This is a genomic window from Paenibacillus methanolicus, assembly GCF_008124765.1.
Taxonomy (GTDB): domain Bacteria; phylum Bacillota; class Bacilli; order Paenibacillales; family Paenibacillaceae; genus Paenibacillus_Z; species Paenibacillus_Z methanolicus.
In genome coordinates this window covers 428,988-443,657 of record NZ_VNHS01000008.1, presented here as the reverse complement: position 1 = coordinate 443,657, position 14,670 = coordinate 428,988, and the positions used below count along the sequence as shown (strand labels likewise).

Sequence of the window (14,670 nt, the reverse complement as noted above, 5' to 3'; positions counted from 1 at the left end):
AGACCCCTGGAAGACGACCAGGTTGATAGGTTCGAGGTGGAAGCGCAGCAATGCGTGCAGCTGACGAATACTAATCGGTCGAGGGCTTATCCTAAAAGCAATCACGGAGTGAATGCTTTCTTCGGAAGCATCAGCTTTGAACTTTCGAAGAAAGTTAACTTCGGAAGCGTATGTTTTAAACCAGCTGAAGTGTTGAGTTTCGTATCCAGTTTTCAAGGTGTAACCCTGTTTTGCCGCTGTAGCTCAATTGGTAGAGCAACTGACTTGTAATCAGTAGGTTGGGGGTTCAAGTCCTCTCGGCGGCACCAGTATTGCATACGCGGTCATGGCGGAATTGGCAGACGCGCTAGATTCAGGTTCTAGTGTCAGCAATGACGTGGAGGTTCAAGTCCTCTTGACCGCACCATATGCGGAAGTGGCTCAGCGGTAGAGCATCGCCTTGCCAAGGCGAGGGTCGCGGGTTCGATTCCCGTCTTCCGCTCCATATGTACACGATACCGAGACATGACGTCTCGGTTTTTTTGTATTTGGTCGATGTTCGATTCGCGAAAAACCGCATCGAAATCCTTCGATACGGTTTAGGGTCAAGCACGCTATTTAAATAGGCGCAGCTTCAAACTTTTGTTCAGCAGCGGATAAAACCACTTCACCCCGCTCGGCGTGAGCGTGTCCGCGATTAGGTGCGAGAGGTAGCCATAGACGGCCACAAGGCCGGCGTGTTCGACGTGATAATGGCCTTCGAATTCAAGGCCAATCCACGCCCAAGCGGCTGCGGCCCACACGGTATGGGTCATGCCGCGGTGGTTCAGCCAAGGCGCGATGGCGATGAAGACGCCAAGTCCGATCAGCCACGTCATTCCGCTAGGCCAGCCGTAGAAAACGAGTCCTGCGCCGATCAGACTGACCAACAAATCACGCAGAAAACCGGATTGCGTCAAAAGACCGAGCATAAAGGCTAGCCCGGAGACAATCCACACGGGGGTACGCGACCAATCGGCGCCGAAGTACAAGGCGACGCAGGCCGCGAGACCGCCAGCGCCGCCCCATACGAACAACGACCGGAGCAGCCGGGACAGTTTGCCGAGCTTGCTGCTTAGCATGCTTGTGCCGTCCAAATCGGCGCTAAGCGAGGAGAAGCCGGCGACGGCCAAATAAATGCCCGCGCTTTGCAGAGAATCGGCGTAGAGGGCGCTGCAGACGGCGCCGATGCCGATCCCAATGGTAAGATGAGTTCTTCCTTTCATGAAACCTCCACTAGTCATGCGAATGTATGTTTGCTTATTATACCGAGTATACGACCAAATAACAATATTAGGGCGGCTTCAATCTACTTCGTTGACAGACCGGAAACATTTAACGCTAGATTCGAAGGGGGCGAAGCTAATCATTTGCATGAAAATGACCGATCTCTTTATTACACGAGATTAATCGCGTATAAAGAACTACCTTAAGCATGGAAGCTTAGGGAGCCTAGGCGCCGAAGGAGTCGGTCGTCCGAAGCTTGGCTGCTTTCTCATGGAGGAGACATCATGAAACGACTAAATCTAACGAATCTATTCTCCGATATTCTAGCGTTCTTCCTGCTGACGGTTATCGGGCTTGTTATGCTGGACGTCACGCTGCGATGGAAGATTCCGCTATGGCCGGGGATGAACCAAACGCCCGTGCAATTGACCTTAGCGGGCATGAGCGCGATCGGTTTGGCCGTCTACATCATTTGGCGAGTGAATCGGGTGAAAAGGGACGGCGCCATCCACAGAGCATTGCTCGAACATATGCAGGAGAGCGTGCTTGCGGTCAACGCCAAAGGGAAAGTTGTATACAGCAATAAACAGATGCAGCGTATTTTCCCCGAAGTCAGACGCGTCTCTCGCAGTCAGTGGCTGGACTATTTCGGTCTCTACCACGTGGACGGCAAGCCGCTGCCGCTGCAAGATTATCCGAGTTATCGCGCGCTTCGCGGCGAAATCATGGATAGCGAGCATTTGCTGTTCAAGGATGCGAAGCAGAACGAGCTGTATCTGAGCTGCAGCGCCAACCCGATTTATGGCATCGACAAACGCATCATCGGCGCGATTATTTGTTACCAGGATATTACGGACCGGAAGAAAGCCGAGATGCAGCAGGAAGGCGCCGTTCGGCTGTATCGGTCGATCTCGGACAATCTGCACGATTTGCTGGCGGTGGCGGATGCGAACGGCGTAATCGATTTTGCTTCGCGCTCTTACGAGACGCTGCTCGGACGTGATCCGCAAACGCTGAAAGGCAGACACGTGCTGGATACGATTCCGCTCGAGCACCGGGACAAACTAAGGCCGCTGTTCTTCAAGCTGACCGAGAACAAAGAGCTGGTCGTTTTCCAGCACGAAATCAAAGACAGCAGCGGTACGCCGCATTACTTCCACGTGCATGCGTCCCCGATCTGCAACTCGCAAGGCGAGCTGGAACGCATTCTGATCGTATCGCGCGAATTTACCGAAGAGAAGACGTTCAACGATCAGCTGCTCAAGAAGGAACGGGATTTGGAACACGCGCAGCAAATCGCGGAAACCGGCAACTGGGAGCTGGATTTGCGCACAGGCGTGGCGCAATGCTCCAAGGAAGTGCACCGGATTTTCGATATTCCGCTCGAGGTTCCGATTACGTTCGAATCGTTTAGCCGACTTGTCCATCAGGACGATCTGCATCGCCTGTTGACGTACATTGCGAACGTGAAGACGAGCGGCGATTTATTCGAGATCGACGTTCGGCTCGTCACCTTGGCCGGGGAACTGAAATACGTCCATTTTCAAGGGGAGTTCGTTAAGGATGCGAGCGGCGAGATCGAACGCTGCATCGGCATCGTGCGCAATGTAACGGCGTTGAAGTTATCGGAGATGGAGCTCGATCAAACCCGTTTCCGGTTAGAGCAGGTATTGAATCATTTGGATATCGTCATCTGGTCGCGCGAATATAAGTCTAAGCAGTGGCTGTACTTAAGTCCCGGCGTGGAGAAGCTGTTCGGCGTTACGGTGAACGACCAGGCCGAAGGGCAAGATTTGTTCTTCGACCTCGTATATCCGCCGGATATCCCGATTATCCGCAATGCTTTCATCAACGCGACTAAATTCAAAGAGGGCATCACGTACGAGTTCCGCATTTTTCATCAACGTACCGGCCAGATTCGGTGGATTCAAAGCAGCTCGACGCCGGTCCATGGGGAGGATGGCGACATTATTTCCATCTATGGCGTCTCGGTCGACGTGACGGACCGCAAGCGGGCCGAAGCGATGCGCAACACGCAATACGAGGTGCTGAAAGAACTCGTCCGGGGCAAGCCGTTGAACGAAGTGCTCGAGACGTTAACCCAGCGTGCCTACGAGGATTTGTCGGCAAGCGCGGTGTCGATCGTGCTGTTGGATCGCGACGAAGACGGCATGGAGAATATGACGCATGTTCATAGCTATGGCGTTAAGCCGCAGACCGGCCGAAATACGGATGCGTTCGACGGTCCTTATGCGATTGCCAGACAGGAGCGCAGACCGGTATGGATCGAGGATTTGGATCGCGATTCGCTGCCGGTTGGCAGTCTGTTCAAGACGGCCTACGCGGATACGAATATTAGAGCGTGCTGGATCAATCCGGTTTTGTCCGGGAAGGACGACAAAATGCTTGGATTCTTCACGATCCTGTTCGATCAGCCGGGCAAACCGAAGCCTTACGAAACAGAGCTGCTGGAAGGGTTCATGCAGCTGATCGCGCTGGCCATCGAACAAATGCAATCGAAGGAAGAGATTCAGACGTTGGCTTTCTTCGACCCGCTTACAGGCCTTGGCAACCGCAGGCATCTGATGAACGAGTTGAACCGCAATATCGAGGTGTATAGCCGGGAAGGCGGAGGCTTCGGCCTGCTCTACATCGATCTCGATCAGTTCAAATTCATCAATGACTCGCTCGGCCATGATGCGGGAGACGAAATCCTAATTCAAATCGGCAAACGGTTAAAGCGGGTCGGGACGGAGCTTGTGCTCTCGCGCCTCGGCGGCGACGAATTCGCGCTGCTTGTGCCGGATTCGGATAACGACAAGCACTATTACCGGATGGCGCGAACCGTGATGAACGTCATCAACGAGCCGTTCGACTTGTCCGGACACGAATTCCGATTGACGGGCAGCATCGGCATTAGCATGTTCCCGGATCACGGGACGGATGCGAACGTGCTGCTGAAGCACGCCGACAACGCAATGTACCAGGCGAAGGCGGCGGGACGCAATCAATATTTCGGCTTCGACGCAAAACTAGACGCGAAGGCGTACCAACGCTTCATTCTGATGAGCGAGCTGGACAAAGCGCTGTCGCGGCAGGAGTTCATCCTGTTCTATCAGCCTAGAGTCGAATTGGAGACGAATACGGTGAAAGGCGTGGAGGCGCTCATCCGGTGGAAGCATCCGCAGCACGGGTTTATATCGCCGGGCGAGTTCATCCCGCTGGCGGAAGAGACCGGTTTTATCGCAACGCTGGGCGAATGGGTGCTCTGGGAAGCATGCCGGCAATCCAAAGCATGGCTGGACGAGGGCATCTGCGAACTGCGCGTCGCGGTGAACGTGGCCGCCCAGCAATTCTGGGACCCGGGCTTCGTGGCGATGGTAAGGCGGACGCTGCACGAGACGGGGCTGGATCCGCAATTGCTGGAGCTGGAAATTACGGAGAGCGCCTTGATGTCCGATCAATTCCGGATGATGGACGTGCTAAGCGAGCTGCAGGAGCTGGGCGTATATGTGTCCATCGACGATTTCGGGACAGGTTACTCGTCGCTCAGTTATCTGAAACGGTTTAAAGTCAATACCCTGAAGATCGACCGTTCGTTCATTCAGGATTTGCCGGAGGATACGGAAGACGCGGCGATCACGACGACGATCATTTCGCTTGCACGCAACCTCGGGCTTCAAGTGACCGCGGAAGGCGCCGAACGGGCCGATCAAGTCGAGTTCTTGAGACAAAGGGGATGCGATAGCATTCAAGGTTTCTACTACGGACGGCCGATGCCGCCCGAAGAATTGGTTAGCTTCGTCCAATCGCGTTCGGATCGCATGGAAGCTTGACTTCCCGTGAAGCTTTCCATTACGATAGAACAATCATATGAACGGCGTCGAGAGGAGGCATTCATCCGGGAATCGGAGGAATGCCTCCTTTGACTTCGACGCTAAGGAGGTAGAGTGAATGCACGCGCATCCGATTATCGACGCGTTGAAAGGACATCGTTCCATCCGCAAGTTCAAACCGGATCCAATCCCGGACGAGCACATCCGCGCGATTGTAGAAGCCGCGCAGGCCGCGTCAACGTCGTCCAATATCCAAGCCTATACGGTCATCGGCGTGCGAGACCCGGAGCGTAAGCAGGCGTTGTCGGTCCTGGCCGGAAATCAGCGATATGTCGCGGAGTGCCCGCTTATGCTTGTATGGTGCGCCGATCTGCACCGGCTTGAGCTAGTCATGGAGATGCATAACGGCCAGCTTCACCAGAATACCGAGACGCTCCTGCTCGGCACGGTGGATGTATCGCTGGCCGCGCAGAATGCCGCCGTCGCGGCCGAATCGCTCGGCTATGGCATCGTTTATATCGGCGGCATCCGCAACCGTCCCGATGACGTAGCGGAGCTGCTGCGTCTGCCGGCCAACGTCTATCCGGTGTTCGGCATGTGCGTCGGTACGTCGGATCAAGAGCCGGATTTGCGTCCGCGATTGCCGATGGGCGCGATCTATCATGAGGAGACGTACGCCGAAGACGAGACGCTGCTGGGAGCCATCAAGGCGTACGACGAGACGCTGCAAGCATATTACGCCGAACGCAGCGGGGGAGCACGCGCATCCAATTGGTCCGTAGAGACGGCTTCGCGCATGCAGGCGGACAAGCTTCGCGGACATATGAAGGGGCATTTGAACCGGCAAGGATTTCGGCTGGAATAACTAGGCAGCGAGCGAAGGACTATGATACAATCGTTTCAAAATCGGGGGAGGGAACCATCATGCTTACGCGTCCGCAGGAAAACGAATACAGCCTATATCCGGGTCAATATATCGATTTGGTACCGGATGGCGATCTGCTCGGCATCTTGGAGACGAGCGAGACGATCGTGACCGCCTTGCTGGAGCAGCTTCCCGAGCGTCAAGGGGACTTTCGTTACGCGCCGGGCAAATGGAGCTTGAAGGAGGTCGTCGGCCATATTACCGACAACGAGCGGATTATGAGCTACCGGCTGCTTCGAATCGCGCGCGGCGACCAGACGCCTCTGGCCGGCTATGATCAAGATTTGTTCATGCAGTCGTCGCCGTTCGACGGTTGGAGTCTTGCGCAGGTAGCCGAGGATTACAAGAGCGTCCGTAGAGCAACGTATACGCTCCTACGCGGCTTGCGGGAGTCGGACTGGCTTCGCATTGGGCAGGCGAACGGAAGCGAAATTAGCGCCAGGGCTCTTGCGTACGTGATTGCGGGGCACGAAATACATCATATGAATGTCATCCGCGAACGGTATTTGCCGTAATCGAACCGAATGTACATAAAAAAATGGAATCCTCGCGTCCGCCGCCGGGATTCCATTTTTTTCTGTGCTTATTCGCTTGTTTGCGTAGCTTCTCTTGCTTGGTCGGGGTTAGACGGGTTACGGGGGATACGCCGTTCCAGTCTACGCGGAGCATCGCGGGGTCGAGTTTGCCGCTTCGGACGAGCTGTAACCGCTTTTTCTTGGATAGGCTGTTAGCCATTGGTTGGTGCCTCCTTGGATAATGTCTGGATTGTAAAACCACCCTATTGTAACACGGTTATGGCGAAGAAACCATGAGTCTGCCCAAACTCGAGAAAGATTGTCGCTTGCGGAGACGGGGTATAGGATACGTGTCGCCATAGGCAAGGCAAACGGTTCGCAAAAGAGGGAGGAACGCGGAAATGTCTATTTTCAAACGACTGCGCGATTTAACGTTGTCCAACGTATACGCCATGATCGAGAAAGCCGAGGACCCGATCAAACTGACGGATCAATACATTCGAGACATGCAGGCGGATTTGGAGGATGCCGAGAAGGCGGTTGCCGCGCAAATCGCGATCGAGAAGAAATTCAAGACGCTATACGAGGAGCAGGACGCGCTCGTGAAGAAACGCGACGAGCAGGCGCATGCGGCGGCCCAGATACAAAATGTCGATTTGGCCAGACGCGCATTGGAAGAGAAGAAAGCCGCCGAGCAAAAGGCATCCGAATACAAAACGAGCTACGAGCAAAATAAAACGGCCGCGGATGGCCTGAGAGCGAAACTGGACGAAATGCGCAGACAGCTGACCGAGCTGAGGAACAAACGGGAAACGCTCGTGGCGCGCTACAATGCCGCCAAAGCCCAGCACCAAATCAATCAATCGATGGCCGGTTTCAGCGGCGATTCCGCGGCGGCGGGCATGAAGCGAATGGAGGACAAAATGCTGCAGATGGAGGCACGCGCCGAAGCAAGCAATGAAATGGCCGGCAAAGGCAGATCGCTCGACGACGAGTTCGCCGCGCTCGGCAAGAATAAAGCGATTGAAGACGAGCTGGCCGCGCTTATGAAGCAATACGAGACAAGCAAGTGATGTGGCACGAGCACGTTATCCATGATGGGAGGATCCGGCGGTGACGATCCAGGAAATAACGGCCATGCTCGTGTGGACTGCGGCTAGCGTCGTGCTGCTCGCGATTATAATGACGGTGGATGCTTGGTTTACGCGGTATAAAGATTTGGATGAAATAAGACGAGGGAATACGGCGGTTGCGATTCGGTTCGTCCTGAAACTGCTCGCGCAAACGTATATTTTGTCCAGGTCGATCGCCACGTCGGACGCGCTCGGCGAGGCTTTGATCGTTTCGGCGATATCGTTCGTCATCTTGCTCGTGTTGGAAAGCTTATTCCGAATCGGTCTAAGAAGCGCGGCGCGAATCGATCTGGACCAGGGCGCGCAGGAGGGCAAGTCGTCGCACGCGCTGCTCGCGGGTTCCCTCCACGTCTCGGGCGCGCTTATTATCGGCGCGCTTCTATAGGCAACGGAGGTGCGAAGGGATGAGCCTGTTTAAACGACTGAAGAACATCGTGTCCAAGCCGGAGCCGCCGCGCGCGGAACGCGGCGTCCTGCAGATCGGGCCGGGTGACGTATGCGAGGTGTCGCTCGTAACCTATCAAGTCGTGGGGCGGACGCAGAACCGGCTGCGCAATCAAGCCGTGCTCACGCTGCAGGACGGCGTCGACATTCGGTATTTGGCGATCGAGGAGCGGGAACGCATTGATTATGCGCTCTACGCCCCGATCGACGGTAGGCTGGATTCCGTGGAAGAGGTGCCGACGACGTTGGAGTTGGACGGAACGATCTATCATTTGGAGGAACAATTCTCGGGGGACATTGCCGTCGTCGGGCGAACGCCGTTCATGCAGGGCGGGGAGCAGCATGTATGGCAGTTTCAGTCCGACAGCCGCAAGCTGCTTCGGGTGGAATGGCAGAACGGCCGATTCATGCTGTACGAAGGCGAGGACGTCCTTCCGGCAGACGTGCGCGTATTGAGAGGCAGTTAGGAGGCGCAAGAACGTGCGGCAGAAGTGGTCGTTTGTACTCAAGATCCTACTGATACTAGGCCTAATCGTTCCTTTGATGGCATCGTGCGGGGGAATCAACCAGACGATCCAGCAGTCGTATCCGCTGGAGTCCGTGAACGGAAGCGGCAACGCCGCGTCCTATGTGTATCGCGCGGCAGACACGACGGTGATGGAAGCCGCTCAGGAGCTGATCGCCAAGCAGACGCCGCAGCAGCAATCGCCCGCAGCCAATGATCGAATGTTCCTCGTCTATGCCGACCGAATCGTGCACATCCAACAGGACGAGCAGCTGCCTTCGGATACGCTGATCGAGGTCAGTTCGAGGGAATACGTGCGGAACAACTACAGCATGAGCTTCCTTCAAGGGTATTTGCTGGCCAGTCTGCTGGATGATCTGTTCGATTACGGACGTTACAAGGGAGGAAGCTACCGGGGCTATACGCAGCGAGACGTGTATAAACCGAGCGCGGGCGGCTATCGGGCTCCTACCGCTCGGGAGAAGAAGGCGCTACCTCCGATTACGGTACAGAAGCAAGGCTCGGTCTACAGGCGAGGAGGGAATGCCGGAACGACAACCCGCCCGGGAAGCGGCGGCAATGTATTCGAGCGGGAGCCGTCAAGACCCGGGACGATTACGAGGGACGGGTCGGGCGGACAGCCGTCTAACGATTGGATAACGCCGCGAAAATCCAAAGTTCCCCGTACCAAATCCGGCTACGGAAGAGTAAGACGGAGACGCTGAAGAGGCGGCTTTTATATTCGGACCCGTTAGGCAAACAGCATTCCGCAATGGAATGCTGTTTTTTGTTGCGTCGCGCAAAGGGAGGGCTTCCAGTTGGTGTAAGTTTCGGTATATGATAAGAGGATGGAAACAATCAAGTCGCGAAAGGACGAGCTGGGGTATGGCTTCAAGGCAACGAACATGGTTATCGCCGCTGAACGCGGTCGTGCTGACGCAGTTTTTGAGCGCGTTCGCCGATAATCTGAACTTTTTTCTCATTGTAGGCATGGTGAAGCGGCAGGGCGTTGAGAATCCGGATACGACGGTCGCTTATATCCAGATTGCCTTTCTGTGCGCGTACGTGCTGCTGGCACCGGTCGTCGGCGCGTTTGCCGATAAGAAAGCGAAGTCGCACGTGCTGCTCATCGGCAATTTGCTTAAAGCCGCCGGCATAGCGCTGCTGTTGCTGGGCTTGCCGCCGGCGCTCTGCTATCTGTTCGTAGGGATCGGCGCGGTGGCGTATTCACCGGCTAAATACGGAATTCTGACCGAACTGACCTCCACGGAGGACGAGCTGCTGCGGGCGAACGCGAAGGTCGAAGGATCGACCATTCTGGCAATCTTGCTCGGTACGGTAGCCGGCGGTTTTCTGGCGCAAAATTCGGACCTGCCGGCTATTTTGGTCTGCTTGGCGGTCTTCCTGATCTCCTTGGCGATGACGCTTCTCGTACCTGCCCGCGGGGGGGATGCCTCGATTCGATACGGCGTGGAAGCGAGGCAGTTTCTGCGTGATGCAGGCACGCTGTTCCGCAATTCGCGCAGCCGGTTCTCGCTCATCGGGACGGGTTCGTTCTGGTTGACGGCGGCCGTGCTTCGCATCGCGCTCATTGCTTGGCTGCCGTTGAATCTAGGCATCACCGATACCGACCAGCAGTCGATGATGATCGGCATAACGGCAATCGGCGTCGTGGCGAGCGCCTTCATTACGCCGCGCTGGGTGCCGGCCGGCAAGCTGCATCGCGCGTTCTATTTCGGGCTCCTGATGGTGGCCATGGTCATGTCGGCGGCATTCACGAACACGCTGTGGCTGACGATCGCGCTGCTTTTCTTGATCGGACTTTTCGGCGGCATCTTCGTTATTCCGCTCAATACGATGCTGCAGGAAGAGGGCAAGAGCTTGATCGGCGCCGGCAAAACGATCGCGGTACAAAATTTCTCCGAGAACGTGCTGACCGTGTCGGGCTTGACCATCTATTTGACGCTTAGCGAGATGGGCATCTCGGTGAACGGCTCCGTCATCGGGACGGGCGTCGTGCTGCTGCTGTTCATTCTGTTTCTCTCGACCCAGCTAGGGCAAATCCGGACGGGAAAGAAGGTGGTTGACCGATGAATTTAACGGTTGTCGCAGCCGAGCTGTTCGCAGCCGGCGTTCTCCCTCCGGGCGAGTTGGTGATCACCGAGTTCAGCGGAGGGACGAGCAGCTCCGTCTTCGCGCTGCAATGCGGGGAACATGATCCGCTCGTGCTGAAGTTCAACGATCCGAAGACGATCGCGGCCGAAGCGGCCTACTTGCGTCACTACCCGAATATCCCGCTGCTGCCCGATCTCTATTACGCGGATCCGCAAGACCGCTATTTGGTCTATAGCTATATTCACGGCACCTCCGCTTACGTGCAAGGAAGCAAGCAGGAGATGCTGGCCGGACTCGCGCTTGGCGTCATCGCGAAATACCATCCCGTGCCGTGGCCGCAGGAGGGTAGGTTCCCATCCTGGCAGGATTACTTGATTGCGGAAATCGAAGATACGCGCAAGCGTTCGGGCACGTTATTCACGGCCGCCGAACACCGCATGATCGCGACGATGGCCGAGAAGAAGGAGCGGGCAAGCGATCCGTTCTGCCTGCTGCACGGCGATTTCGGCGTTCACAATTTCATATTCGACGACGGCGAGCTCGTCGGCGTCATCGATCCGATACCGCTGGTCGGCCAACCGGTCTATGAGCTTGCTTTCGCGTTCTGCTCCTCGCCGGACGACCTGGAGCCGGACGTGATCGCCAGCATCGTCAGGCAGAAGGATTGGCCGTACACGCGGAATTTGAACGCCGTTTACGAAGACGTGCTCATCGCGCTGTACAATCGGATCGTCACGTGTACGGTCCATCATCCGAGAGATTTGAGCGCATATATGGAAGCCTGGAAGGAATGGAAGCTGTTCGTGAACTCCAAGTCATAGGGCGAAGGAGGAGAGGCGATGTTGCGATCCGGATGGGAGCGCCATGCCCGTCTGTCGGGCTGGCTTATTCCCGTGCAAATCTTAATGTGGTGGATGCTGATCGGAACGCTTCTCTATGTGGGCGGAACGATTGCAAGGCTAATGCCGGGAGGGGCTTACGCAGCTAATATGGAATCGGGCGCCGTCAATGCGACGTGGCGCTTCATGATTCAGTTCGAGCTGGCGTCGAACGCGCTGCTGATCGTCTTTATCGCCATTCTTCTCGTACAGCTCTATAAGCGCAAACGATCGTTTCGAACAGGAGCGGTCGCGCTGCTGATCGTTATTTTGGCGCTATCCCTCATTGTCTTGGGCGTCGCTTATTATGCGGATGCCCTGCATGGCGCAGGTGCCGCGCAGTTGTGGTTCAAAGCGCTGCAGAACTGTATTCTCGCCTTGGTCGGCATACTGTATCTCGCGCGGTCGAAGCGCGTCAAACGCACATTCGTGTTCTAACAAAAGGAGATTCCCCCATGTTTACACTCGTTCGCTCCGGATTGGATCATATCGCCGAAGAGCGCGGCATAATGAATTCCGACCCCTACTACAATCGGGTCTCGAAGGACAAAGAACTACTTACCGATCCGGAAATCGAGGAAGAGCTTCGACAAGCGGCCATAATCGGAGCGGAGCGTTATCTGGCCCGTGACGCCGCCGGGACATTCGTCGGCATACTCGACTTTCTCATGCGCAATCCGCGCGATGGGTATCCATGGCTTGGCTTGCTCCTTGTACGGAAAGAAGAGCAAGGCCGAGGCATCGGGGAGGCGTTATTGAGCCAATACGAGACGCTGATGCGCGAGCGCGGCGTTCAAGCTTATCGGCTGGGCGCGATCGTAGAGAACGAGCCGGCCCGCCGCTTCTGGACGAAGCAGGGATGCGTCGAAACGGGACCCGCTCGGCTGCCGGACGGCAAAGACATCGTGATCTATGAGAAAAGGTTGGACCCGTCATGAATCTGCACTGTCAAATCGTAGACGCGCGGCATCCGCATTTAACCGAATTGATCGGCAAACTGGATGCGGATCTGTTATCCCGCTACGAAGCTTCGGCCATTCACGGTCTCGACTTATCCGATCCGTTGATCGACCGAATTTCGTTCGCGGTTATTTATGTCGATGACCAGCCGGCAGGCTGCGGCGCGATACGGCCGATAGAAGCGGATTTCGCCGAGCTTAAGCGGTTTTTCGTCGATGAGCCGTTCCGCAGGAAAGGCGTCGCCGGCGAGCTGCTGCGGTTTCTCGGAAGTACCGCGTCGGAGCGCGGCTGCCGCCGGGTGCGTCTGCAGACGGGCGTCAAGCAGCCGGAGGCGATCGCGCTGTACGCGAAGCATGGGTATGCGCGCATCGATAATTTTGGGCCTTACGCCGATGATCCATTGAGCGTCTGCATGGAGAAAGGGCATGTAACATAACCGCAACAGACGACAGCCCGCCGGATTCGCGCGTCCTATAGCAGGCCGCTGCCGGCGGGCTGTCGTTTCATGGCTTGGCCAACTACAGGAAGACGAGAGCTAACCCGGAGGCTAAATCGTCTAAAGGAGAAATAATCTGTATTTAGGCGAAAGCGGCAACGCCGGATGGGGAAACGGAGAGAGAGACATGGCTGGACACCGGAAAATAACGCGAAGGCAATTCATGAAATGGATCGCGGGGATCGGTCTTTTCGGAGCGGTTGGTACGCCTTTATATAGCTTTGGCTTCGAACGCGGCTGGCTTGAAGTCACGAACGTGTCTCTGCGGCTTGGCGATGGCGATGGCGTAAGTCCGCTGCAAGGGCTGCGGCTCGTCCATTTTAGCGATATTCATTACGGGTTTTATTGGGGGCGGGAACAATTCGTCGAGCTGGCGGAGCGGATTAACCGGCTCAAGCCCGATTTGATTTGCTTCACCGGGGATTTGGTCGACAGCGTGCCGGATGATCTGATGAATTGCTTATCCATTGTCCAATCGCTTGAAGCCCCGTATGGCAAGTTCGCGATACTAGGCAATCACGATTCGCGTCACGAGGTGAATCAAGTGGTGGACTTCTGGGCCGAGAGCGGGTTTAAGCTTCTAATTAACGAGCAAGTTGCCGTCGAGCGCGAGGGCCGGCGGTTCATCGTGGCAGGAACGGACGATTACTTGAACGGCAGCCCGGATCTGCCGCTGACGCTTCGGGACACGAGCGAAGACGATACGGTTATAATGCTTATTCATGAGCCGGATATCGCGGATGTGTGCGCCTTATCGTACCCGCAAGTCAAATTGCAGCTGTCCGGACATAGTCACGGCGGACAAGTGCGGTTGCCTCTCCTGAGCGCGCTCGCGACGCCGCCGGCCGGGAAGAAGTACGTGTCCGGTCTGTATTGGCTCGGCGATCGCAAGATGCCGCTGTATACGACGCGAGGAATCGGCACGACCGGCTTGCCGATCCGTCTTTTCTGCCGGCCGGAATTAACCGTCATGGGCTTCGTATGATCGAGAACAACATAGGCAGCCAAAGGAGGAGAAGCCATGCCTGTCATTCGCATGCGGCTGCATATTCGCGCGCCGCTTGAGATATGTTTCGATGCGGCGCGAAGCATCGATCTGCATATGGTGTCCGCTTCGCAGACTCGCGAGCGCGCGGTAGCGGGCAGGACGTCCGGGATGATCGAGCTCGGCGAATCAGTCACGTGGGAAGCGGTCCATTTTGGCGTGAAACAGCGGCTGACCGCGGTCATTACCGAGTTTGACCGTCCGTATCGGTTCGTAGACGAGATGGAGGCCGGCGCGTTTAAACGGTTCTGGCATGAGCATCGGTTCGCGCCGTCTGAAGGCGGGACGTTAATGGAAGATACGTTCGACTATGAATCTCCGCTCGGCGTGCTCGGCATGCTAGCGGATCGGCTTTTCTTAAAACGGTATATGACTGATTTCCTATCGAAGCGGAATCGATGCATTCAAGAGACGGCCGAACGATGGGCGAGCGAGGGGAAAGCTGGGCAGCGGGATTACACCCCACCTGCGTTAATTTCTTAGTTTTCGACCGGAAAATAGGGTTTCGCGTCAGGCGGTTGTTTGTTAAAATAAACGGGCGCTAAGCGCAAACGTATTATAGATGCACATGAT

Annotated in this window: 15 protein-coding genes, 3 tRNA genes and 1 rRNA gene; 18 read left to right on the top strand and 1 reads right to left on the bottom strand. The window is 56.0% G+C overall.

Annotation, left to right across the window (positions count from 1 at the left end; genetic code table 11):
- From BCM02_RS22350 to BCM02_RS22335, 4 genes are all read left to right on the top strand, one after another.
- Window positions 1-94: ribosomal RNA gene (locus BCM02_RS22350) — 23S ribosomal RNA — on the top strand; the annotation flags it as partial.
- Window positions 95-232: 138 nt separating this feature from the next.
- A tRNA-Thr gene (locus BCM02_RS22345) sits at window positions 233-308 on the top strand.
- A gap of 11 nt (window positions 309-319) precedes the next feature.
- A tRNA-Leu gene (locus tag BCM02_RS22340) sits at window positions 320-406 on the top strand.
- A gap of 3 nt (window positions 407-409) precedes the next feature.
- Window positions 410-484 (top strand) — tRNA-Gly (locus tag BCM02_RS22335).
- A 109-nt stretch (window positions 485-593) separates the two neighbouring features.
- On the opposite strand, the gene BCM02_RS22330 is transcribed toward BCM02_RS22335, so the two are convergent.
- On the bottom strand, window positions 594-1,244 hold the full coding sequence (locus BCM02_RS22330; RefSeq protein ID WP_148931344.1) for a metal-dependent hydrolase: 651 nt from the start codon (window positions 1,242-1,244) through the stop codon (window positions 594-596).
- Between the two features lie 285 nt (window positions 1,245-1,529).
- On the opposite strand from BCM02_RS22330, the gene BCM02_RS22325 reads away from it, so the two are divergent.
- The 14 genes from BCM02_RS22325 (at window position 1,530) to BCM02_RS22260 (ending at window position 14,580) form a co-directional block, all read left to right on the top strand.
- Window positions 1,530-5,081: an EAL domain-containing protein gene (locus tag BCM02_RS22325; RefSeq protein ID WP_148931343.1), complete on the top strand. Its 3,552-nt coding sequence runs from the start codon at window positions 1,530-1,532 to the stop codon at window positions 5,079-5,081.
- Window positions 5,082-5,199: 118 nt separating this feature from the next.
- Entirely contained in the window at window positions 5,200-5,946 is a 747-nt protein-coding gene (gene nfsA, locus BCM02_RS22320; protein ID WP_148931342.1) for an oxygen-insensitive NADPH nitroreductase, read from the top strand.
- A gap of 59 nt (window positions 5,947-6,005) precedes the next feature.
- Window positions 6,006-6,521: a DinB family protein gene (locus BCM02_RS22315; protein ID WP_148931341.1), complete on the top strand. Its 516-nt coding sequence runs from the start codon at window positions 6,006-6,008 to the stop codon at window positions 6,519-6,521.
- Window positions 6,522-6,922: 401 nt separating this feature from the next.
- Window positions 6,923-7,594 carry a PspA/IM30 family protein gene (locus BCM02_RS22310; protein ID WP_148931340.1) on the top strand — a complete coding sequence of 224 codons (672 nt, stop codon included), beginning with the start codon at window positions 6,923-6,925 and terminating at the stop codon, window positions 7,592-7,594.
- 40 nt (window positions 7,595-7,634) lie between these two features.
- Entirely contained in the window at window positions 7,635-8,039 is a 405-nt protein-coding gene (locus BCM02_RS22305; protein WP_148931339.1) for a DUF350 domain-containing protein, read from the top strand.
- A gap of 19 nt (window positions 8,040-8,058) precedes the next feature.
- Window positions 8,059-8,565, top strand: coding sequence for a DUF4178 domain-containing protein (locus tag BCM02_RS22300; RefSeq protein ID WP_148931338.1), 507 nt, complete (start codon window positions 8,059-8,061; stop codon window positions 8,563-8,565).
- A 13-nt stretch (window positions 8,566-8,578) separates the two neighbouring features.
- Window positions 8,579-9,328: a DUF4247 domain-containing protein gene (locus BCM02_RS22295; protein WP_246183500.1), complete on the top strand. Its 750-nt coding sequence runs from the start codon at window positions 8,579-8,581 to the stop codon at window positions 9,326-9,328.
- Between the two features lie 160 nt (window positions 9,329-9,488).
- Window positions 9,489-10,697, top strand: coding sequence for a lysophospholipid transporter LplT (gene lplT / locus BCM02_RS22290; protein ID WP_187434351.1), 1,209 nt, complete (start codon window positions 9,489-9,491; stop codon window positions 10,695-10,697).
- Window positions 10,694-11,539 (top strand): aminoglycoside phosphotransferase family protein, encoded by an 846-nt coding sequence (locus tag BCM02_RS22285; RefSeq protein ID WP_148931336.1) that lies wholly within the window; start codon window positions 10,694-10,696, stop codon window positions 11,537-11,539. Before lplT ends, BCM02_RS22285 begins: the two co-directional genes overlap by 4 nt.
- A gap of 18 nt (window positions 11,540-11,557) precedes the next feature.
- Entirely contained in the window at window positions 11,558-12,034 is a 477-nt protein-coding gene (locus BCM02_RS22280; RefSeq protein ID WP_148931335.1) for a DUF2569 family protein, read from the top strand.
- Between the two features lie 17 nt (window positions 12,035-12,051).
- The gene (locus BCM02_RS22275; RefSeq protein WP_148931334.1) at window positions 12,052-12,534 is read left to right on the top strand and encodes a GNAT family N-acetyltransferase; all 483 of its coding nucleotides are present in this window, start codon (window positions 12,052-12,054) and stop codon (window positions 12,532-12,534) included.
- A complete protein-coding gene (locus BCM02_RS22270; protein ID WP_148931333.1) occupies window positions 12,531-12,992 on the top strand; it encodes a GNAT family N-acetyltransferase in 462 nt (153 codons plus the stop codon). The genes BCM02_RS22275 and BCM02_RS22270 overlap by 4 nt, the downstream gene beginning before the upstream one ends.
- Before the next feature lie 223 nt (window positions 12,993-13,215).
- The gene (locus tag BCM02_RS22265; protein ID WP_148931332.1) at window positions 13,216-14,037 is read left to right on the top strand and encodes a metallophosphoesterase; all 822 of its coding nucleotides are present in this window, start codon (window positions 13,216-13,218) and stop codon (window positions 14,035-14,037) included.
- Window positions 14,038-14,073: 36 nt separating this feature from the next.
- Window positions 14,074-14,580, top strand: coding sequence for an SRPBCC family protein (locus BCM02_RS22260; RefSeq protein WP_148931331.1), 507 nt, complete (start codon window positions 14,074-14,076; stop codon window positions 14,578-14,580).
- Window positions 14,581-14,670: the final 90 nt, after the last annotated feature.